Source organism: Actinacidiphila glaucinigra, assembly GCF_900188405.1.
In the GTDB taxonomy this organism is placed as follows: domain Bacteria; phylum Actinomycetota; class Actinomycetes; order Streptomycetales; family Streptomycetaceae; genus Actinacidiphila; species Actinacidiphila glaucinigra.
Genome location: NZ_FZOF01000006.1, coordinates 1 through 19,525, shown reverse-complemented (window position 1 = coordinate 19,525; position 19,525 = coordinate 1). Strand labels below are relative to the sequence as shown.

Genomic DNA, 19,525 nt, shown 5'->3' with positions numbered 1-19,525 from the left:
CCATCCGCCGGGGCCGTGGCCGGCCGCGGGCAGAGAGCTTCCGCCTCCGCGGCCGGGCGACCGCGGCAGGGCCCGTCACGGGCCCTCAAGCGGGCGTGGCGAGCCCGGCGAGCCGGGCGAGGGCGTGTTCGGCGTCCGCCATGACGCGTGCGACGAGCTCGGCGCACGAGGGCAGGTCGCCGATCACGCCCGCGACCTGCCCGGCGGCCATCACCCCCAGGTCCGGGTGCCCGTCGACCATGGCGGACTTCAGCATCATCGGCGTACTGGCGGCGAGCAGGGTCTGACTCCAGGTCAGCTTCCTGCCGTGCCGCATCGCCAGGCCGTCGCGCACCATGGCGCGCGGGCTCATCCCCGAGACGCGGCGGAAGGCCGCCGCGTGCCGCAGCGCGCGCAGCAGTGCGGCCGCCCTCCCCGAGCGCTCCAGGGCGGCCACCAGGTCGGTGCGGAGCATGCGGTGCGGCAGGCCGTCGACGCGGTCGGTGACGACGACGTCCCGCACCGAGGCGGCCAGGTAGCGGGCCTTGACCGCGTCGGGCACCGGGCTGTCGGAGGTGAGCAGGAAGCGGGTGCCCATGCCGACGCCCGCCGCGCCGTACGCCAGGGCGGCCGCCAGACCGCGGCCGTCGAAGAAGCCGCCCGCCGCGATCACGGGGATGCCGACGGCGTCCACGACCTGCGGCAGCAGCACCGTGGTGGCGACGTTCCCGGTGTGGCCGCCGCCCTCGCCGCCCTGCACCATCACGGCGTCCGCACCCCAGGCGGCGACCTTCTCGGCGTGCCGCCGCGCCCCGACCGACGGGATGACCACGACTCCCGCGTCCTTGAGGCGGGCGATGAGCTCACGGGAGGGGGCCAGCGCGAAGGAGGCGACGCGGACGTCCTCCTCGACGATGACCCGCACCCTTTCGGCGGCGTCGCCGGCGTCCGCCCGCAGGTTGACCCCGAAAGGCGCCCCCTGGGTGCGCTCCCGCACCTCCCGTACGGCTTCGCGCAGCCGCTTGGGGCTCATGGTGGCCGAGGCGAGGATGCCGAGCGCGCCGGCGTTCGCCGTCGCCGACACCAGGCGGGGCCCGGCGACCCAGCCCATGCCGGTCTGCACCAGGGGGTGCCGGACCCCGGCGAGCCGGGTCAGCGCGGTCTCCATCAGGCCCGCACCTCCCGCTCGCGCAGCCCCTCCGGGTCGAGGACGGTCCGGATCAGCCGCAGCTCCGCCGCACCGGGCTCGCGGGTGCGCGGAGGGTCCGCGGGGGCCGGCAGCGGGAAGCCGGTGGCCTCCTGGAGGGCGGCCGGGCTCACCCCGGGGTGCAGGGAACGCACGCGCATGGTGCGGTCGGCGGTCTCGAAGTCGAAGACGCCGAGGTCGCTGACGACCCGGCGGACGTCGTGGAACCGCGTGGCGGACGGGCCCGCGGCGGCCGCCCTGTCGTGGCCGACGCCGCACACCATGTCGACGCGTTCGACGAAGACCCGGGGCGAGTGCCGCGGCACCCAGTAGCTGGTGGGGTTGTTGAGCGTGTTCACGGGCGCGCCCCGTACCCCCAGCAGCTGCCGGGTCGGGCGGTGCCAGTCGCCGATGCACGAGATGTTCTGGTTGCCGTACCGGTCGAGCTGGCTCGCGCCCATCATCACGTGCCGCCGTCCGCCGGTGACCAGCGCCAGGTGCTGCCGGTAGGGCAACCAGCCCTCCACCTCGCCCGCCGCGTCCAGGAGGAGGGCCTCGCCGTCGGTGAGCAGCAGATCCGGTGCGAAGGTCAGCCGGGCCAGGCGCGCGCCCAAGGAGGGGATCAGCCCCATGGGGGCGGCCAGGACCTCGCCGTCGCCCCGCCACGTCTCGGCGCAGGCCACGACGGCGTATTCGGCGCGGGTGGGGTTCACGGCCGCTCCCTTCCCGCGCCGGACACCAGGCGTTCGGCGAAGGCCGCCCAGGTCCCGGGATCGGCGGCGGCCCGGGCGTACTCCCGCTGGAAGGCCTCGTCGCGGTCGTAGTCCGGGACGCAGGAGGTGAAGTGCGCGCCGTGCGGGGCTTCGACCACCCCGGTGACGAACTGTCGCTTGACCAGGAGCGACTGCGGACCGGCCGCCTTGAGGAGGTCGGCGGTGTCGACGACGCGTTCGCACGACACATAGGCGGCGTCCGCCGCCTCGCAGAACAGGTCGTCGAAGTACGGGTCAGGGCCCAGGTACTGGCCGTTGCCGCGGGCGTCGGCGCGGTTGAGGTGCACCAGGGCGGCGTCCAGGCGCAGCGCGGGAACGGCGAGCAGCTCCTCCCCGTCGCCGTACGGTGAGACGACCGTCCGCAGCCAGGGGTTGACCCGCATCACGTCGGAGCCGAGGCCGGCGCGCACCGGCAGGAAGGGCAGCCGGTGCGCGGCCGCCGTCAGGCCCCACATCATCATGGCCTCGTCCAGCTCGGTGAGTTCGAGGCCGCCGTGCTGCCGGGCGGCGCGGAAGTGCGGTTCGAGGGGGATCGAGTCCAGGGTGACGAAGGCGGTGACCAGCCTGCGGATCCGGCCCGCCGCGGCCAGCAGGCCGACGTCCGGGCCCCCGAAGGACACGACGGTCAGGTCCGTGACGCCGGACCGCAGGACGGCCTTCACCAGGGCCATCGGCTTGCGGCGCGAGCCCCAGCCGCCGATGCCGACCGTCATTCCGGAGCGGAGCCCGGCGGCCACCTCGTCCGCGGTCATGACCTTGTCGCTCATCGCCGCCCCCCGGGGCCGGAGCCGGTTCCGGACACGAAGGCGTCGCGGTGCCGGTCCGCGACGCCGGTGAGGCTGGCCTCGAAGGTGAAGCCCTGTTCGAAGCGGTAGCTGCGGCGGACGTCGACGGGGTCGATGCCGTTGATGGCCGCCTTGGCGAGACGGAGCAGCTCGCCGTCCTTCGCCGCGATCTCCCGGGCGAGGCTCAGGGCCGCGGCGTCGAGCTCACCGCGGGGCACGACCCGCCAGACCGAGCCGTGCCGGTGGAGTTCGGCGGCGGTGACGGTGCGGGAGGTGAAGTAGAGCGTGCGCATCAGGTGCTGGGGGACCAGCCGCGCGAGGTGGGTGGCCGCGCCCAGGGCGCCGCGGTCCAGCTCGGGCAGCCCGAAGACGGCGTCCTCCGCGGCCACGACGGCGTCCGCGTTGCCGACCAGGCCGATGCCGCCGCCGAGGCAGTGGCCGTGGACCGCCGCGACGACCGGCACCTCGCACTCGTAGACGGCCGCGAAGGCCTCGTAGCAGCCGCGGTTGGCGCCGATGAGGGCCGTGTGGCCCGCGGTGCGCTGCATCTCCTTCAGGTCGACACCGGCGTTGAACCCGCGGCCCTCCGCGCGCAGGACGACGCAGCGGGTGCCCGGGTCGCGGCCGGCGGCGCGCAGGGCGTCGGCCAGCGCGTACCAGCCGCGTACGGGAAGGGCGTTGACGGGCGGGTGGTCGACGGTGACGGCGGTGACGCCGGGTTCGGGGTGCGAGGTGGAGACAGTCATCCGTGGATCAGCTACCTTTCCACCAAACGTTTGTTAGGGGAAAGGTACTCCGGCGTGAGCATGACTGTCGATCTGTCGGACCGGGTCGCCGTCGTGACCGGCGGCACGCGCGGGGTCGGCGCCGGCATCGCCGGCGCGTTCGCGCAGGCCGGTGCCCGCGTCGTGGTCTGCGCGCGCCGCCCGCCGCCCCGGCCGGCCCCCCACGGGGCCGACTTCCGGGCCGTGGACCTGCGCGACCCGGCCGCCGCCGCCGAGGTCCTCGGCGCGGTGGCGGAGGCGTACGGGCGCATCGACGTGCTGGTCAACAACGCGGGCGGGACGCCGTACCGGCTGCTCGGCGAGGCGGGCGCCGAACGGCACGCGCGGGTGGTCGAGCTCAACCTGCTCGCGCCGCTCAACGCCACGCTCGCCGTGCACGGGGTGATGTCCCGTCAGCCCGAGGGCGGCGCGGTCGTGATGATCGGCAGCGTCAGCGGCGGCCGGCCCTCACCGGGGACGGCCGCCTACGGCGCCGCCAAGGCCGGTCTGGAGAGCCTGGCCCGCTCCATGGCCGTCGAATGGGCCCCGCTGATCCGCGTCAACACCCTGGTGCTCGGCATGGTCCGCACGGAGTCGGCGCACCTGCACTACGGCGACGAGGACGGCGTCGCCGCAGTGGGCCGCACGGTGCCGCTGGGCCGGCTCGCCGAGCCGGCCGAGGTGGGGGACGCCTGTGTCTTCCTCGCCTCCGACCGGGCCCGGTACATCAGCGGCGCCAGCCTGCACCTGCACGGCGGAGGGGAGGCCCCGGCGTTCCTCGCCGCGGCCCGGGACGGAAGGGGAGCGGGATGGGCGGGATGACGGCGCGGGACGGCGGCACGACGGGCATCTGTTGCGGGCGCGTGGTCGCCGTCACCGGCGCGGGGCGCGGTCTGGGGCGGGCGCACGCGCTGGCGTTCGCCGCCGAGGGCGCACGGGTCGTGGTCAACGACCTCGGCGCCGGTCCCGACGGCGCCGGGAGTTCGGCCGCGCCCGCCCACGAGGTCGCCGCGGAGATCCGCGCCCGGGGCGGTGAGGCCGTCGTCCACGACGGCGACATCGCCACCGCGCAGGGCGCGGCGTCCCTCGTCGCCACCGCCCTGGAAGCCTTCGGGCGGCTGGACACCGTGGTCAACAACGCGGGCTTCCTGCGCGACCGGATGCTCGTCAACCTGGACGAGGACGACTGGAACGCCGTCCTGCGGGTCCATCTCACCGGCCACTTCCTGCCGCTGCGGTACGCGGCCGCGCACTGGCGGGCCGAGACCCGCGCGGGCCGCGCCCCTGACGCGCGGATCGTCAACACCACCTCCGGAGCCGGGCTGCTGGGCAGCGTCGGGCAGGGCAACTACGCGGCGGCCAAGGCCGGCATCGTCGGCCTGACCCTGGTGGCCGCCGCCGAACTGGCGCGCTACGGGGTGCGGGTCAACGCCGTCGCCCCGGCGGCCCGGACCCGGATGACCGAGGCGGTCTTCGCCGAGACCATGGCCGCGCCCGCGGCCGGCGCCTTCGACGCCATGGCGCCGGACAACGTCTCGCCGCTCGTCGTCTGGCTCGGCTCGGCCGCCTCGGCCGGTGTCACCGGGCGGGTCTTCGAGGCCGAGGGCGGCCGCGTCACGGTCATGGAGGGCTGGCGCCCGGGCCCCACCGCCGACCGGGGTGCCCGCTGGACGCCCGCGCAGGCGGGGGAGGCCGCCGTGCGGCTGCTCGCGGCAGCCGAGCCCCCCGGGCGGGTGTACGGGGCGCGGGCGGAGGGGGAGTGACGAGCGGGTGGTGAGCTGGAGTCCGACGCCGCGCCGGGAGTCGGCGCCGGGCGGGTCGGGGTGGGTACGCACGCCACCGCGCCGGCGCTGAGCGCGCCCGCCGGGGCCGGTGCGTGGGCGTCCGGCCCGGTGCGGTCGTCGGCTTCCCGGTCGTCCCGCCCGCGCCGACGGCAACCCGTGGTGCCGCACGGCGTACCCCGGCGCGGCATCGACCCCAGGCCGGCAAGGCGCGGGCCCGCACCGAACGCACCAACCGCGCCGACCGCCCGACCACATGGCGGGCGGTCCCCTCCACGGCCCCGCGCGGTCGGGGCGGGCCCCGGCGCCTTAGAGCCGTTCGATGATCGTGACGTTGGCCTGGCCGCCACCCTCGCACATCGTCTGCAGGCCGAAGCGCCCGCCCGTGCGCTCCAGTTCGTGCAGGAGGGTGGTCATCAGCTTCACGCCCGTGGCGCCGAGCGGATGGCCCAGCGCGATGGCGCCGCCGTTGACGTTGACCCGGGCGGGGTCGGCGCCGGTCTCCTTCAGCCAGGCCAGGACGACGGGGGCGAAGGCCTCGTTGATCTCGACCAGGTCGATGTCGTCGATGGTCATCCCGGTCTTCTTCAGCGCGTGCGCGGTCGCCGGAATGGGCGCGGAGAGCATGCGGACGGGGTCCTCGCCGCGCACCGACAGGTGGTGGACCCGGGCCCGCGGGGTGAGGCCGTGCTCGCGGACCGCGCGCTCGGAGGCGATGAGCATGGCGGCGGCCCCGTCGGAGACCTGGGAGGACAGGGCCGCGGTCAGCCGGCCGCCCTCGACCAGGGGTTTGAGGGCGGCCATCTTCTCCGCGGAGGTGTCCCGGCGCGGGCCCTCGTCGGCGGTCACACCGGCGTACGGGACGAGCTCGCGGTCGAAGCGGCCCCCGTCGATCGCGTCGATCGCGCGCCGGTGGGAGCGCAGCGCGAACTCCTCCATGTCCGCCCGGGCGATGCCCCACTTCGCGGCGATGAGCTCGGCGCCGTGGAACTGGCTCACCGGGGTGCTCCCGTAGCGGGCGCGCCAGCCCTCGGAGCCGGAGAACGGGCCCCCGGTCATGCCGAGCGGTTCGACGGCGCGGTGGTTGGCGTAGCCGATGGGGATGGCCGACATGTTCTGCACACCGCCCGCCACGACGAGGTCCTGGGTGCCGGACAGCACGCCCTGGGCGGCGAAGTGGACGGCCTGCTGGGAGGAGCCGCACTGGCGGTCGACGGTGACCCCGGGGACCTCCTCGGGCAGCCCGGCCGCCAGCCAGCTGGTGCGGGCGATGTCGCCCGCCTGCGGGCCGACCTGGTCGAGGCAGCCGAAGACGACGTCCTCGACCGCGGCCGGGTCGACCCCGCAGCGTTCCACCAGCGCCCTCAGCACATGGGCGCCGAGGTCGGCGGGGTGGACCGCGGACAGCCCGCCGCCGCGCCGGCCGACCGGGGTGCGGACCGCTTCGACGATGTAGGCCTCGGCCATGACTGCTCCTCCGTGGGGACCGGGTGGTGGACCGGGGGCGGCTCCGTCACTCCCGGACGGTGACGCCGTCCAGCACCATGGACAGGTACTGCCGGGCGATCTCCTCGGGGCTGTGCTGCCCGCCCGGCCGGTACCAGGACGCCGCGACCCAGACGGTGTCGCGGATGAAGCGGTAGGCGAGCCTCAGGTCGAGGTCGGTGCGGAACACTCCGGCGGCGGCGCCGCGTTCCAGTGTCCCGAGCCAGAGGCGCTCGAACCTGCGCTGCGAATCGGCGAGATAGCCGAAGCGCGGCTGCGAGGACGCCAGTTGCCTGGCCTCCCGCTGGTAGATCGCGACGGCGTCCAGGTGCCGGTCGATCTCCCGGAAGGACGCGGTGACCAGGGCCTCGACGGTCTCCCGCGGGCCGAGGCCGGCCGCCATGACGCCTTCGTACCCGGCCCACAGCTCGTCCAGGAAGGCCGAGAGGATCTCGTCCAGCATCGACTCCTTGGAGTCGAAGTGGTAGTAGAGGCTGCCCGCGAGCATCCCCGCCTCGTCCGCGATCCGCCGCACAGTGGTGGCGTCGTAGCCCTGTGCGGCGAACACCCCGGCGGCGATGGCGAGGAGTTCCGCGCGGCGCCCGTCGGAGGCGGCTCCGCCGCCCGCGGGGCTCCTGGCGGTCCTCGGCGCGGTCTTCGGCGCGTTCCCGGGCGCTTTCCCAGGTGTGGTCTTCGGCGTGGTCTTCGGCACGGGGATCATTCTCGCTTCATGCGTGCTGGCTGCTCACCGGGACGACCTCCCCGGTCATGTACGAGGAGTAGCCGGAGGCGAGGAAGACGATGACGTTGGCGACCTCCCAGGGTTCCGCGGGGCGGCCGAAGGCCTCGCGCGCGGTCAGTTCCTCCAGCACGCCGGGCGTGGTCACCTTCACCAGGTGCGGGTGCATCGCGAGGCTGGGGGAGACGGCGTTGACCCGCACTCCGTACGCCGCCGCCTCCACCGCCGCGCAGCGGGTGAGGGCCATGACGCCGGCCTTGGCCGCGGCGTAGTGCGCCTGCCCGGCCTGGGCGCGCCAGCCGGCGACGGAGGCGTTGTTGACGATGACGCCGCCGGTACCGGAGGCCTTCATCCGGCGCAGCGCGGCGCGGGTGCAGCGGAAGGTGCCGTTCAAGGTGACGTCCAGGACCTTCCCCCACTGCGCGTCGGTCATCTCGGTCAGTTCGGCGGTGCCGCCGAGGCCGGCGTTGTTGACCACGACGTCCAGCCGTCCGTGCCGCCGTTCCGCGAGGTCGAGCAGCGCCGCGACCTGGGCCTCGTCCGTGACGTCGCAGGGGAGCCCGGCGACCCGCTCCGGCCCGAACTCCGCCGTCAGGGCGGCCGTGCACTCCGCCAGCCGCCGCGCGTGGGCGTCGCCGACCACCACCCGGGCGCCCTCCTCCAGGAGGCGCCGGGCCGTCGCGCCGCCGATGCCGGCGCCCGCCGCGGCGGTGACGACCGCGGTGCGGTCCGCCAGCAGTGCGTGGCCCGGCTGGTACGGGGGTGGTGGAGTCACGCCACCGACGTTAATCTACCAAACACTTGTTAGGGAAGGGGGAGCGGGTGGATCTCGACTTCACCCCGGAGGAACGGCTGTTCCGGCGCCAGGCCCGGGAGTGGCTCGCCGCGCACGTACCCGCCGTCCCGCTGCCCTCCCTGGAGACGGCCGAGGGCTTCGCCGCCCACCGCGCCTGGGAGCGCCGGCTGGCGGCGGACCGCTGGTCGGTCGTCTCCTGGCCCGCCGCCTACGGGGGGCGCGACGCGACGCTCGTGCAGTGGCTGGTCTTCGAGGAGGAGTACCACGCCGCCGGCGCGCCGGGCCGGGTCGGCCAGAACGGCGTCAGCCTGCTCGGCCCCACCCTCCTGGAACACGGCACCGAGGAGCAGCGCGACCGTGTCCTGCCGCCCATGGCGAGCGGCGAGGTGATCTGGGCGCAGGCCTGGTCCGAGCCGGAGGCGGGTTCCGACCTGGCGTCGCTGCGCTCGACCGCCACCCGCACCGACGGCGGCTGGCTGCTGTGCGGCCAGAAGACCTGGTCCTCCCGCGCCGCCTTCGCCGACCGCGCGTTCGGGCTGTTCCGCAGCCATCCCGAGGCGCCGCGGCCGCACCAGGGGCTGACCTACCTGATGTTCGGGCTCGACGCGCCCGGTGTGACCGTGCGGCCGATCGCCCGCCTCGACGGGAAGCCGGCCTTCGCCGAACTCTTCCTGGACGACGTCTTCGTGCCCGACGCCGATGTCGTCGGCGCCCCCGGCGACGGCTGGCGGGTCGCCATGAGCACGGCGGCCGACGAGCGCGGCCTCACCCTGCGCAGCCCCGGCCGCTTCACGGCGTCCGCCCGGCGCCTGGCGGCCCTGTGGCACGCCCGCGGCGGGGACGCGGACCCGGCCGCCGCCGACCGCGTCGCGGACGCGCTGATCGGCGCCCGCGCGTACCAGCTGGCCGCCTACGCGGGAGCCGCCCGGGCCGCGGAGGGCGGCGCGCCGCGGGCCGGGGCGTCCAGCCTCACCAAGGTCTTCTGGTCCGAGCTGGACATCGCCCTCCACGAGACCGCACTGGACCTGCTCGGTCCCCTCGGGGAGGCCGCCGGCGGCCCCTGGGCGGAGGGCTGGGTGTTCGCCCTCGCCGGGCCGGTGTACGCGGGCACGAACGAGATCCAGCGCGACATCGTCGCCGAGCGCCTGCTCGGGCTGCCGAAGGGACGCCGCCGATGAGGTTCCTGCCGACCGCCGAGCAGGCGGACTTCGTCCGCACACTGGACCGCATGCTCGCGGCCGCCGGGACGCCGGAGACGGCTCGCGCCTGGGCGGCGGGGGAGCACGGCGGGGGGCGGCGGCTGTGGGCGCGGCTGGCCGATGCCGGGCTGTTCGCGCTGGCCGTGCCGGAGGCGTACGACGGCTTCGGCCCGCGTCCCGTGGAGCTCGCCCTCGCCTTCGTCGAGCTGGGGCGGCACGCCGTGCCCGGGCCGCTCGCGGAGACGGTGGCCGCCGCCGCGCTCCTGGACGCGCTGCCCGATCCGGGGCCCGCCGAGGAATGGCTGCCCCGCGTCGCCGCGGGGCGGGCCCTGCTCGGTCTCGCCGCTCCGGAGGGCGGCCGGGCCCTCGACGCCGACGCCGCCGACGGCGTCCTGCTCGTGAGCGGCGAGCGGCTGCTGCTGGCCCGCGAACACGGTCCGGTCGAGGCCTCCCTCGACCCCGTGCGGCGCCTGGCGCTGCCGCGGGAGGACACCGCCGCGGTCCTCGCCACCGGGCCCGCCGTCACGGCCGCGGCCGCCCGCGCCGCCGACCGGGCCACCCTCGTCACGGCGGCACAGGCGCTCGGCGTCGGGCTCGCGCTGCTGGCCCGTACCGTCGAGCACGTGCGGCGGCGCCACCAGTTCGGCGTCCCGGTCGGCTCCTTCCAGGCCGTCAAGCACCGGCTGGCCGACACCCTGATCGCCCTGGAGTTCGCCCGGCCGCTGCTGCACGGCGCCGCCGTGACCGGCGCCGGCGCCGACGTCGCCGCCGCGAAGGCGGCGTGCGGCGAGGCCGCGTACCGGGCCGCGCGCACCGCGCTGCAACTGCACGGCGCCCTCGGCTACACCGCCGAGTACGACCTGTCCCTGTGGCTGACCAAGGCCCGCGCGCTGCGTTCCGCCTGGGGCACCCCGGCCCGGTGCCGGGCCCGTGTGCTGGCGGAGACGCCCGTCTGAGACCCCGGGACGGGAGGTCTCACCGCGCCGGGGCGTCGACCGCGCCCGTCAGACGCGCGCCCGCCGCCAGGGCGCGGTCCGCCCAGGCGGGCAGCGGCTGCTCCGCCCAGATCACCTTGCCCTCGGGGGTGTAACGGGTGCCCCAGCGCTCGGCGACCTGCGCGACGAGGAACAGCCCGCGGCCGCCCTCGTCGGTGGTGGCGGCGTAGCGCAGGTGCGGCGAGGTGCTGCTGCCGTCGGACACCTCGCAGGTCAGGGTGCGGTCCAGCAGCAGCCGCACCCCGATGGGCGCGGAGCCGTAGCGGATCGCGTTGGTGATCAGTTCGCTGAGCACCAGCTCCATGCCGAAGGCCAGCTCCGACAGGCCCCACTCGTCCAGCTTCGCCGCGACGGCCGCCCGCATCCCCGACACCGCCGCGGGATCCACGGGCACGTCCCACTCGGCGACGTGGTCGGCGGGGGTGGCGCGGGTCCGGGCGATGAGCAGCGCCACGTCGTCCTTGGGGCGGCCCGGCAGCAGCGCCTCCAGCACGGCCTGGCAGCTCTCCTCGGGCGGCCGGTCCGGGTGCGCGGCCAGGGCCTGCCTCAGCATCTCCATGCCGACGTCGAGGTCCCGGGTGCGGTCCTCGATCAGCCCGTCGGTGTACAGGACGAGATGGGTGCCCTCCGCCAGCTCCAGTTCCGCGGTCTGGAACGGCATGCCGCCGAGGCCCAGCGGCGGTCCCGCGGGCAGGTCGGGGAACTCCACGCCGCCGTCGGGGCGGACCAGGGCGGGCGGATGGTGCCCGGCCCGCGCCATCGCGCAGCGCCGCGAGACGGGGTCGTAGATCGCGTACAGGCAGGTGGCGCCCATGACGCCGGCCCCGACGTTGGTGCCGGACTCGTCCTGGTCGATGCGCCCGACCAGGTCGTCGAGGTGGCCGAGGAGTTCGTCGGGCGGCAGGTCGAGGGTGGAGAAGTTGTGCACCGCGGTACGCAGCCGCCCCATCGTCGCGGCGGCGTGCAGCCCGTGGCCCACGACGTCGCCGACCACCAGCGCCACCCGGTTGCCCGGCAGCGGGATCACGTCGAACCAGTCGCCGCTGACGCCGGACTGCGCGGGCAGGTAGCGGTGGGCCACGTCCAGGGCGCTCTGCTCGGGCAGCGCGCGCGGCAGCAGGCTGCGCTGCAGGGTGACGGCGAGGGCGTGCTCACGGGTGTAGCGGCGCGCGTTGTCGATGTTGACCGCGGCCCGGGCCACCAGCTCCTCGGCGAGCGAGAGGTCGTCCTCGTCGAACGGCTCGGGCTTCTCCGAACGCCAGAAGTTGGCGATGCCCAGCACCACTCCGCGCGCCTTGAGCGGGGCCGCGATCAGCGAGTGGATGCCGTACCCGACGACCCGGTCGGTGCGCTCGGGGTCCTGGGCGAGCCAGCCGGGGTCGGCGGAGAGGTCGGCGACGATCTCCGAGCGGCCGCTGCCGAAGCCCCGCGCCTGCGGGGTGGAGGGCAGGAAGTCGATCAGCTTGCCGAGCGGGTAGAGCGGGGCGTCGGAGCGGACGCCGTTGACGGCCGTACGGCGCATGTCGGAGCCGGCGGCGCCGCTCGGCTCCTCGCCGCGCAGCACGGGGTCGGCCAGGTCGACGGTGACGAAGTCGGCGAAGCGCGGCACGGCGACCTGGGCCAGCTCCTCGGCGGTGCGCACCACGTCGAGGGTGGTGCCGATGCCCAGGCCCGCGTCGTAGAGCAGCTTGAGGCGTTCCCTGGCGGCCTCGGCGCGGCCGGACAGCGCCCGCAGTTCGGTGGAGTCGCGCAGGGTCGCGATCGAGCCCTTGGGGCCGCCGTGGCCGTCGGTGGGCCGCTGGTTCACCGCCAGCAGGCGGTCGCCGGCCGGGAGCACCTCGTCGGTGGCCACCCGCCGGGAGGTCAGCAGCTCCACCGTGCCGGGGTCGAGCCCCGGCAGGTCGGTGATCCGCCGGCCCTCGGCGTCGGGGGCGAGGTCGAGCAGACGCCTGGCCTCGTCGTTGGCGAGCAGCAGCCGTCCTTCGTCGTCGACGATGAGCACGCCCTCCCGCACGGAGTGCAGCACCGTGTCGTGGTGCTCGTACATGCGGGCCATCTCGGCCGGGTCCAGGCGGTGGGTCTGCCGGCGCAGCCGCCTGGCGATCAGTGCCGTGCCGCCCATGGCCAGGGCGAGCGCCGCCGCGCCGGCGCCGAGGATGATCGGCAGCTGCCTGGCGACCACACCGGTCACGTTCTCGACCTTCATACCGGCCGACACCAGGGCCACGACCCGCCCGTCCGGGTCGTCGACGGGGTCGAAGACGGGCACCACCGCCTGGACCTCGTGGCCGAGGGGTCCGTGCACGCTCTCCGTGTACACCTCGCCCTGCAGCGACGGCTCGATGGTGCCGACGAACCGCTCGCCGATCCGGCCGGGGATCGGGTGCGTGTAGCGGATCCCGTGGGTGTCCATCACCACGATGAAGTCGACCCCGGCCTCCTTGCGGGCCAGTTCGGTGATCGGCTGGAGGGTCTTGGCGGGGTCGGGTTCCTTCAGCACGTCGACCAGGCCGGGGGAGCGCGCGAAGGTGCTCGCCGCGGCTGTGGAACGGGTGACGGCCTCGCGCTCGCTGTCGTGCCGGGACTGCAGGACGAGCGCGAACACGCCGCAGGCGACGAGCAGCACCACGACCGCCACCTGCAGGATGAAAACCTGTCCGGCGACGCTCCGCGGGCCCTTCTCGGTCAGTGACCGCATTGACACGCCCCGAATCGGTCGAAAACGTCGACCATGTCGACATTTCTAACACTGCCCGGGTTGCCGCTGCCATAGGCCACAAGGTCCCCCGACCGGATGCCGGGCCCGCGCGCCGGCGCTCGCCGCGGGGCCGTGCCCGGTGGCCGGCCGGGGGATCGGGGCGACCGCCCTCAGAAGTGCAGCTCGGCCGGGAAACCGGTCCAGCGCAGTTCCTCGGGGAGGTGCCGCATGTCGTTGAGGAGCAGCACCGAGTTCGGGCGGCCGGGCGTGTAGCGGATCACCGTCAGGGCGGCGTGGGCGTGGTTCTGGCTGAGCCAGCGCCAGCGGGGTGCGTCCAGGGCCGCCGACACCAGCCAGCCGATCAGGAAGTTGCCCGTCACGAGCAGCTCGTGTGCCGCCTTGCCCGCCGCCATCGGCCCGGCGAACCGGGTCAGCGCCCCGGCGGCCAGTTGGGGACCCCAGGCGCGCTCCTCGGGGGAGAAGTGGTCGAGGAAGCGGGAGAGGTAGTACGCGCTGTCCGGCGGCAGCTCGGACTCCGCGGGGAAGTACGGCGGGTAGTCCCCCGCGAGATCGTCGGCCGTCACGGGCACCCCGCTTCCCAGCCGCTCGCCGATCAGCGCCGCGGATCGGGCGGCCCCGGGCAGCGGACCGTGGTGGACGGAGGAGATCGGGGAGCCGCGCAGCCGCTCGCCGAGGAGTCCGGCCTGCCGGAAGCCGTTCTCCGTGAGGCCGCTCTGGTCCGGCAGCGCCTCGGCGTGCCGGGTGAGGTAGAGGTAGCGGCTCGCCGTTCCGGTCATGCCCTGCCCCTCTCGGGTGTGTCGACGACGATGGGTGTCCTGCGCGCGGTCGTACGCGTGGGGCGGGGACCGTGCGGAGGGACGCTCCGGACTCCGGTGACGCGGCGGCCGCATGTGGCGACGCCCCGCGCGCGGGCCGCGGTTCCCGCCGCGCCGCGGGCGGCGCACCGCAGGATGATCCCATGAGCGGGATGTATGTCCACCCGCCCGGCGGCCCTCGGTGAGGGCGCGCGGTGGTCCGCGCGTGACTTCGGGGGGCGCGCGCCGTCGCCGCGGGCCCGTCCGTCACCCGGGCCGCGGGCAGGGGGCGTTGGTGTGCGGATGCGGCGTGCGGCTGCCGCCGTACGATGAGAAGCGGGCCGTCGGCGAGACCGCGGGAGGCCGCGATGGACAGGACGAGGGTGACCGGCCGCCACTACGGGCTTCTCGGGCTCGTCGCGGCGGCGGCGGTGGTGGTCGCGGTCGGGCTGGGCGTGCCGATCGGCGCGATCTTCATCCTTGCCGTGGCCCTGTTCGGCCCGCTGATGATGTTCGTGATGCTGCACGCCCTGCGCGGGCCCCAGGCCCACCGCCATCCCGTCGTCGAGGCCATCGACAGCACCGGTGGCCGCGCCCGCCGCCCGTCGTCCGGAGCCCGGCCGCCGACCCCCTAGGCCGGGTCGTCAACAGGGGCTGCCCCAGCCGACGCTGGGAGGTGCCCCCGGGTGCGGTGCGTCGCGAGGCGGAGAGTCGTCCTCTCAGTGGGCTGACTCGGACGATTCGACAACTCCCCCGGCCGAAGGTGGGGGGAGGGCATGTCACGAGACGGCCTAGCGGCCTTTGGCCGCAAGGCTCGCCCGGGCGGCGCGTTCGACCAGCAGGGCCCGTTCGCGCTCGTTGCGGGTCAGGGAGGCGGCGCGCAGGAACTCCTCGCGGGCCTCGGCGTGCCGGCCGAGGCGCTCCAGCAGATCACCGCGGACGCTCGGCAGCAGGTGGTAACCGCGCAGCGCCGGCTCGTCGATGAGCCGGTCCACGAGCGCGAGTCCTTCCCGCGGCCCGTACGCCATGGTGACCGCGACCGCCCGGTTGAGTTCCACCACGGGGGTCGGCGTGCGCCGCGCCAGGGCCGCGTACAGCTCCGCGATCCGCCGCCAGTCCGTGTCCCGCGAGTGCAGGGCGTGGGCGTGGCAGGCGGCGATGGCGGCCTGCAGCGTGTACGGGCCCGGCGGACCGCCCGCCGCCTCGGCGCGGGCCAGGGCGGCGAAACCGCGCCGGATCAGCAGCTGGTCCCAGCGCCGCCGGTCCTGGTCGGCCAGCAGGACGGGCTGCCCGTCGGGGCCGGTACGGGCCGCGGAACGCGAGGCCTGGATCTCCAGCAGCGCGGCCAGGCCGTGCGCCTCGGGCTCCTTGGGCATCAGCCCCGCCAGCACCCTGGCCAGGCGCAGCGCGTCCTCGCACAAGGCCGGGCGCATCCAGTCGTCGCCCGCGGTCGCCGAGTAGCCCTCGTTGAAGACCAGGTAGATGACCTCCAGGACGGAGGAGAGCCGCTCGACGCGCTCGGGCCCGTGCGGCTGCTCGAAGGGCACGTCCGCCTTCGCCAGCGTCCGCTTCGCCCGCACGATGCGCTGGGCGACGGTCGCCTCCGGGACCAGGAAGGCGCGCGCGATCTCGGGGGTCGTCAGACCGCCGAGCAGTCGCAGCGTGAGCGCCACGCGGGCCTCGGTGGACAGCACCGGGTGGCAGGCGGTGAAGACCAGCCGCAGCAGGTCGTCCTCGATGTCGCCGTCGGCGGCGGCCTCCGCCGCCGCGAAGTCCGGCTCGTACGCCCCGTCCTCCTCCAGGGTGTGGCCCAGTTCCCGGAGCTTGCGCGCGAAGACCTCCTTGCGGCGGACGAGGTCGATCGCGCGGTGCTTCGCCGTGGCCGTCAGCCAGGCGCCCGGGTTGTCCGGGACGCCGGCCACCGGCCACTGCTCCAGCGCGGCGACCAGGGCGTCCTGGGCGAGTTCCTCGGCGACGCCGATGTCGCGCACGATCCGCGCGACACCGGCGATCACCCGGGCCGACTCGATCCGCCACACCGCCTCGATCGCGCGGCGGGCGTCATCGGTGCCTGAAGCGGGAGCCGAAGCCGTCACAGCCACCCATCAGAGCAGCCGCTCCCGGCGAGGGCAACCGGCGGCCGGCGGCGGCGCTCAGGAGAGCTCCGGGGCCTCCTCGACCTGCCGCAGCTCGCAGGTGATCTCCCAGGCGTCGCCGTGGATCTGCAGGAAGCGCTTGGTCCACTCGACGGCCTCCTCCTTCGACTTCGCCTGGATGATCGCGTAGCCGCCGATGAACTCCTTGGACTCGGTGAAGGGCCCGTCGACGACGGACAGCTTCCCGTGGTCCCAGTGCAGCCGCGTCCCCTCGGAGGTGTGCCGCAGACCGGCCGTGTCCAGCAGCACCCCGGCCTTGGACATCTCCTCGATGAGCGTGCCCATCTCCTCCATCAGCCGTTCGTCGGGACCGCCCTCGGGAACGTTGTCCTCGTTGATCCGGATCAGGGACATGAAACGCATCGCGTTCTCCTTCTTCGTGTACCGGAGGGGATCCTCCCCGCTCCTGCCTACGCGTCGAACGGGCGGCGCGCGGATCGACACGTCGGCGGAAGTTTTTTCCGGCGCACGCGCTGCGGGTCGTTCCGGGCCCCCGCTCACTCGGACCGGTGACATCCGGCGCCGTGGCTTGGACCGGCGGGAGCCGGTCGGTGATGCTGATGGCCGAGCGGCAGCGCCGCGCCCCGGACCGGAAGCCGCGCCGGGCGCGCGGTGACACGAAGGACGAGTCGATGACCCAGATCTTCTTCGCCGCCACCTTGTACGCGGCGGCGACCGTCACGGCGGCCATCCGGGCGGGGTTGTTCGGACCCCGTGAGGGCCGCCGCCGTCTTCTCGTGGTGAGCGACGTCTCGGCCGTCCCCGAGCTCGCCACACCCCTCGACCGCACGCCTGGCTTCGCGGCCCTGCGCCCCGATTTCGACGCCGTGCGCTCCTGGAACGCCGCCATCGCCCCGCACCATCCGGCGGACTGGGCGCCCCGCGAGGAGGACCTCACCCTGTGGGAGCGGGCGCTGCGGCTCGCCTGGGACCTGGGCGACGGCCCCGTGGAGCTCGTCTGCGAGGCGCCGCACTCCCCGCCGGCCCGCTCGGTCGCCGAGATCTTCGCCGAGAGCCCGGTCCATGTGTACGCCGCCGGTCTGACGGGCTACGGCCCCACCGCCGACCGGCTGCCCGCGGGCCTGAGCTGCCGCATCGTGCGGCTGCTCCATGTCGACCTGCTGCCGGGGCTGCGCCCGATGCTGCTCGCCGAGCACGCGGTCGAGCCCGTCGCCGTCCCCGGGGACGTCCTGCTGCGCACGCTGGAGGGGATGGCGGACGCGGATCTCGTCCCGCCGGTTCCGGAACGGCACACCGCCCTCCTGCTCGGCGAGCACCTGAGCGCGAGCGGCCTCGTGGACGAACGCGAGGAGGCCGGGCTCCACGCGCGCATGCTCCGCGGCGCGGTCGCGGCGGGTCACACCTCGCTGCTGTACGCCCCCGGCCCCGGCGCGCCCCGGGACCTGGCGCACTCGCTGGGCCGGACCGCCGCCGAACTCGGCGTGGAACTGGCGGTCCTGGAGGGCCCCGTCGCCGCCGAGGCGCTCCTGACGCGGTTCCGTCCCGCGCTGGTCGTCGGCTGCTCCTCGGCCGCCCTGGTCACCGCCGCGGCCCTGCACGGCATCCCCGCCGCCCGCGTCGGCACCGGACGGCTGCTGGAGCGGATGGCCCCGTACGAGAACGCGGACCGCGTTCCGCTCACCCTCGTCGACGCCGCCCTTCCCGACCTGGAGCGGGACACCGGGCTCCTCGGCCGTGCGCCGGCCCTGACCGTCGAGGTGGTGGAGGCGACCCTGGCCCCGCTGCTGCGGACCGTGGGGTACTGCATGCAGGCCCGTCTCCACCCGGCGCTGCGCCCGGAGGCCGAGGAGTGGCTCCGCCGTCATCTGCCGCGCCACCCGCAGTACTTCAAGCGGCGCCGGCTCACCAGCCTGCGGCTGCCCGGGGGCAGCCCGGTCCGTGCCGGGGCCCTGCGCCGCCACCCCGCCGTGCGCCGGATGGTGCGCACCGCACGGGCGGTGGGCGCCGTGCGCGGCGGGCGGGCGCTGCGGACGTGAACGGCTGGCGGCCGGCTCACAGGGGCGCGGACACCCGCGGCAGGGGGCGGGCGCCGGCGGTCAGCACCTCCAGGCAGGCGAGGTAGAGATATGCCGGGCCGGTGAGTTCGGCGTCGCCCCCGGAGCAGAGCCACAGGGCAGGGTGCCGGGCGGGCTGCCGCGGGTCGGCGGCGGCCAGCCATCCGCCGCGGGTCAGGAAGCGCAGCCCGAGCGGGGACCAGACGTCCCCGGCACGGGGCGGCACCAGGAAGTACAGGAAGCCGCAGCGCCGGTCCCACATGGCGGGCCCGACGGGCGCGGCGCTGTCCCGCAGCCGTGCGAGGACCTGGTGGCCGGGCCGTTCGGGGATCCTGACGGCGTCCCACCGGTGGCCGACCGGCAGCAGCGCCACCCCGTTCCTGGCACGCGCCCACTCGTCGAGGCGGCGCCTTGTCCCGTCGGCTCCTCGGGCGAGCCATGCCGCGAGGGCGGGCCCGCAGAATTCGTCGCACATACCACTCCCGGGTTCTGCTGCAAGTGATCAGCGTGCGGACGGCGGTCCGGCCGGGGGAGCCGAGGCAGCATGCATATATCTGCTGTCGGCATGTGCTGAGAGCAATGCCCATGACGTTGAATCACTTGATCGGATGGGGCAAAAGCGGCCAGTTTTGGGCAACCGGGTTTCGGGGGCGTTGATCACCTCTAGATTCCGTCCGACGTGACCGGCGCCGGGCGTGACGCGCCGCGTCCCGGAGCGTTGAAGGTACGGGATTCGGAGAAGGGAGGGCAGTTTTGGCGACGCCGGACAAAACCGCCCGGGGGAGCGCGGAATCGCCGCCGGGATTCCGGGATGCGGACCGCCTTCGCGGGGGAGCCCGGTGGGGCGGGTGGGCGGAAGCGGGTCCGCGCCGCGTCGTCCATAGTCATCGGACGAGTTGTCTGATGACATTGGACGCTAGCCCCTGGCCCGCCCCGCGGCAAGCATTTCGCGGCAGTTCGCTCCGTACGGCGTGGCACACCGGGGTGAAGGTGCAGGTGGGGGGGTGTGGGTCCGGGTCGGGTGGGTGGGCCCGCTGTAGACTCGACCTCACTCGGACGGGTCAACCGACGTGCTAGCAGGAAGAATCCATCCCGTGGTGAACGCACTGCAGGAACTGATCAAGCGCCGGCTGGAGCAGCGGGGCTGGTCGTACGGTGAGGTGGCGCGGCGCGGTGGTGTCCCGCGGTCGACGGTGCATCACCTGGCGACGACCGCGCGGGTGGCCCGGATGCCGCAGCAGTCCACGCTGGAGGGTCTGTCACGGGGCCTGGAACTTCCGTTGGAGGCGGTACGCCGGGCCGCGGCCGAGGCCTGCGGGATCCACCTGTACGTCGAGGACGGCACCGGCACCACCCCCG

At 75.1% G+C, this 19,525-nt stretch carries 19 protein-coding genes; 7 read left to right on the top strand and 12 right to left on the bottom strand.

Annotated features, from left to right (window positions below):
* Window positions 1-85 precede the first annotated feature (85 nt).
* Genes CHF15_RS13575 through CHF15_RS13560 form a run of 4 tightly spaced genes read right to left on the bottom strand, consistent with a single transcriptional unit; the run spans window position 86 to window position 3,469 of the window.
* Window positions 86-1,147 (bottom strand): NAD(P)H-dependent flavin oxidoreductase, encoded by a 1,062-nt coding sequence (locus CHF15_RS13575; RefSeq protein WP_089224028.1) that lies wholly within the window; start codon window positions 1,145-1,147, stop codon window positions 86-88.
* On the bottom strand, window positions 1,147-1,878 hold the full coding sequence (locus CHF15_RS13570) for a CoA-transferase subunit beta (RefSeq protein WP_089224027.1): 732 nt from the start codon (window positions 1,876-1,878) through the stop codon (window positions 1,147-1,149). Before CHF15_RS13570 ends, CHF15_RS13575 begins: the two co-directional genes overlap by 1 nt.
* Window positions 1,875-2,705 (bottom strand): CoA transferase subunit A, encoded by an 831-nt coding sequence (locus CHF15_RS13565; RefSeq protein ID WP_089224026.1) that lies wholly within the window; start codon window positions 2,703-2,705, stop codon window positions 1,875-1,877. The genes CHF15_RS13570 and CHF15_RS13565 overlap by 4 nt, the downstream gene beginning before the upstream one ends.
* Complete coding sequence (locus CHF15_RS13560) at window positions 2,702-3,469, bottom strand: enoyl-CoA hydratase family protein (RefSeq protein WP_089224025.1); 768 nt, start codon at window positions 3,467-3,469, stop codon at window positions 2,702-2,704. Before CHF15_RS13560 ends, CHF15_RS13565 begins: the two co-directional genes overlap by 4 nt.
* A 54-nt stretch (window positions 3,470-3,523) precedes the next feature.
* On the opposite strand from CHF15_RS13560, the gene CHF15_RS13555 reads away from it, so the two are divergent.
* Together CHF15_RS13555 and CHF15_RS13550 are read left to right on the top strand one after the other, a co-directional pair.
* Window positions 3,524-4,309, top strand: a complete 786-nt coding sequence (locus CHF15_RS13555; protein ID WP_089224024.1) for an SDR family oxidoreductase — start codon at window positions 3,524-3,526, stop codon at window positions 4,307-4,309.
* Window positions 4,306-5,250, top strand: a complete 945-nt coding sequence (locus tag CHF15_RS13550; protein WP_089224430.1) for an SDR family oxidoreductase — start codon at window positions 4,306-4,308, stop codon at window positions 5,248-5,250. Before CHF15_RS13555 ends, CHF15_RS13550 begins: the two co-directional genes overlap by 4 nt.
* Before the next feature lie 327 nt (window positions 5,251-5,577).
* On the opposite strand, the gene CHF15_RS13545 is transcribed toward CHF15_RS13550, so the two are convergent.
* The 3 genes from CHF15_RS13545 to CHF15_RS13535 all read right to left on the bottom strand — a co-directional run bounded on the left by CHF15_RS13545 (window position 5,578) and on the right by CHF15_RS13535 (window position 8,267).
* Window positions 5,578-6,735, bottom strand: coding sequence for an acetyl-CoA C-acetyltransferase (locus CHF15_RS13545; protein ID WP_089224023.1), 1,158 nt, complete (start codon window positions 6,733-6,735; stop codon window positions 5,578-5,580).
* 46 nt (window positions 6,736-6,781) lie between these two features.
* Window positions 6,782-7,333, bottom strand: a complete 552-nt coding sequence (locus CHF15_RS13540; RefSeq protein ID WP_245938845.1) for a TetR/AcrR family transcriptional regulator — start codon at window positions 7,331-7,333, stop codon at window positions 6,782-6,784.
* A gap of 148 nt (window positions 7,334-7,481) precedes the next feature.
* Window positions 7,482-8,267 carry an SDR family oxidoreductase gene (locus tag CHF15_RS13535; RefSeq protein WP_089224021.1) on the bottom strand — a complete coding sequence of 262 codons (786 nt, stop codon included), beginning with the start codon at window positions 8,265-8,267 and terminating at the stop codon, window positions 7,482-7,484.
* Between the two features lie 47 nt (window positions 8,268-8,314).
* On the opposite strand from CHF15_RS13535, the gene CHF15_RS13530 reads away from it, so the two are divergent.
* Both CHF15_RS13530 and CHF15_RS13525 read left to right on the top strand, forming a co-directional pair.
* Window positions 8,315-9,466 (top strand): acyl-CoA dehydrogenase family protein, encoded by a 1,152-nt coding sequence (locus CHF15_RS13530; RefSeq protein WP_089224020.1) that lies wholly within the window; start codon window positions 8,315-8,317, stop codon window positions 9,464-9,466.
* Window positions 9,463-10,443 carry an acyl-CoA dehydrogenase family protein gene (locus tag CHF15_RS13525; RefSeq protein ID WP_089224019.1) on the top strand — a complete coding sequence of 327 codons (981 nt, stop codon included), beginning with the start codon at window positions 9,463-9,465 and terminating at the stop codon, window positions 10,441-10,443. Before CHF15_RS13530 ends, CHF15_RS13525 begins: the two co-directional genes overlap by 4 nt.
* A gap of 19 nt (window positions 10,444-10,462) precedes the next feature.
* On the opposite strand, the gene CHF15_RS13520 is transcribed toward CHF15_RS13525, so the two are convergent.
* Both CHF15_RS13520 and CHF15_RS13515 read right to left on the bottom strand, forming a co-directional pair.
* On the bottom strand, window positions 10,463-13,180 hold the full coding sequence (locus tag CHF15_RS13520; protein WP_089224018.1) for a SpoIIE family protein phosphatase/ATP-binding protein: 2,718 nt from the start codon (window positions 13,178-13,180) through the stop codon (window positions 10,463-10,465).
* A 170-nt stretch (window positions 13,181-13,350) separates the two neighbouring features.
* Window positions 13,351-13,977, bottom strand: a complete 627-nt coding sequence (locus CHF15_RS13515) for a histidine phosphatase family protein (RefSeq protein ID WP_089224017.1) — start codon at window positions 13,975-13,977, stop codon at window positions 13,351-13,353.
* A 386-nt stretch (window positions 13,978-14,363) separates the two neighbouring features.
* On the opposite strand from CHF15_RS13515, the gene CHF15_RS13510 reads away from it, so the two are divergent.
* Entirely contained in the window at window positions 14,364-14,630 is a 267-nt protein-coding gene (locus CHF15_RS13510; protein ID WP_143681562.1) for a hypothetical protein, read from the top strand.
* Window positions 14,631-14,786: 156 nt separating this feature from the next.
* On the opposite strand, the gene CHF15_RS13505 is transcribed toward CHF15_RS13510, so the two are convergent.
* Window positions 14,787-16,091, bottom strand: a complete 1,305-nt coding sequence (locus CHF15_RS13505; protein ID WP_089224015.1) for an RNA polymerase sigma factor — start codon at window positions 16,089-16,091, stop codon at window positions 14,787-14,789.
* Window positions 16,092-16,148: 57 nt separating this feature from the next.
* Complete coding sequence (locus CHF15_RS13500; RefSeq protein WP_089224014.1) at window positions 16,149-16,514, bottom strand: YciI family protein; 366 nt, start codon at window positions 16,512-16,514, stop codon at window positions 16,149-16,151.
* Between the two features lie 161 nt (window positions 16,515-16,675).
* On the opposite strand from CHF15_RS13500, the gene CHF15_RS13495 reads away from it, so the two are divergent.
* Window positions 16,676-18,148 (top strand): polysialyltransferase family glycosyltransferase, encoded by a 1,473-nt coding sequence (locus CHF15_RS13495; protein ID WP_322975680.1) that lies wholly within the window; start codon window positions 16,676-16,678, stop codon window positions 18,146-18,148.
* Between the two features lie 16 nt (window positions 18,149-18,164).
* On the opposite strand, the gene CHF15_RS13490 is transcribed toward CHF15_RS13495, so the two are convergent.
* Entirely contained in the window at window positions 18,165-18,641 is a 477-nt protein-coding gene (locus CHF15_RS13490; RefSeq protein WP_143681561.1) for a hypothetical protein, read from the bottom strand.
* A gap of 619 nt (window positions 18,642-19,260) precedes the next feature.
* Between CHF15_RS13490 and CHF15_RS13485 the strand changes: the two genes are divergently transcribed.
* The coding region (locus CHF15_RS13485; RefSeq protein WP_143681560.1) for a helix-turn-helix domain-containing protein at window positions 19,261-19,525 on the top strand (265 nt) is incomplete at its 3' end.

Coding starts and splice junctions, on each gene's coding strand:
- CHF15_RS13575 (WP_089224028.1), bottom strand. CDS start 1,147: ATGGAGACCGCGCTGACCCGGCTCGCCGGGGTCCGGCACCCCCTGGTG.
- CHF15_RS13565 (WP_089224026.1), bottom strand. CDS start 2,705: ATGAGCGACAAGGTCATGACCGCGGACGAGGTGGCCGCCGGGCTCCGC.
- CHF15_RS13560 (WP_089224025.1), bottom strand. CDS start 3,469: ATGACTGTCTCCACCTCGCACCCCGAACCCGGCGTCACCGCCGTCACC.
- CHF15_RS13550 (WP_089224430.1), top strand. CDS start 4,306: ATGACGGCGCGGGACGGCGGCACGACGGGCATCTGTTGCGGGCGCGTG.
- CHF15_RS13545 (WP_089224023.1), bottom strand. CDS start 6,735: ATGGCCGAGGCCTACATCGTCGAAGCGGTCCGCACCCCGGTCGGCCGG.
- CHF15_RS13525 (WP_089224019.1), top strand. CDS start 9,463: ATGAGGTTCCTGCCGACCGCCGAGCAGGCGGACTTCGTCCGCACACTG.
- CHF15_RS13520 (WP_089224018.1), bottom strand. CDS start 13,180: ATGCGGTCACTGACCGAGAAGGGCCCGCGGAGCGTCGCCGGACAGGTT.
- CHF15_RS13515 (WP_089224017.1), bottom strand. CDS start 13,977: ATGACCGGAACGGCGAGCCGCTACCTCTACCTCACCCGGCACGCCGAG.
- CHF15_RS13510 (WP_143681562.1), top strand. CDS start 14,364: ATGGACAGGACGAGGGTGACCGGCCGCCACTACGGGCTTCTCGGGCTC.
- CHF15_RS13500 (WP_089224014.1), bottom strand. CDS start 16,514: ATGCGTTTCATGTCCCTGATCCGGATCAACGAGGACAACGTTCCCGAG.
- CHF15_RS13490 (WP_143681561.1), bottom strand. CDS start 18,641: ATGTGCGACGAATTCTGCGGGCCCGCCCTCGCGGCATGGCTCGCCCGA.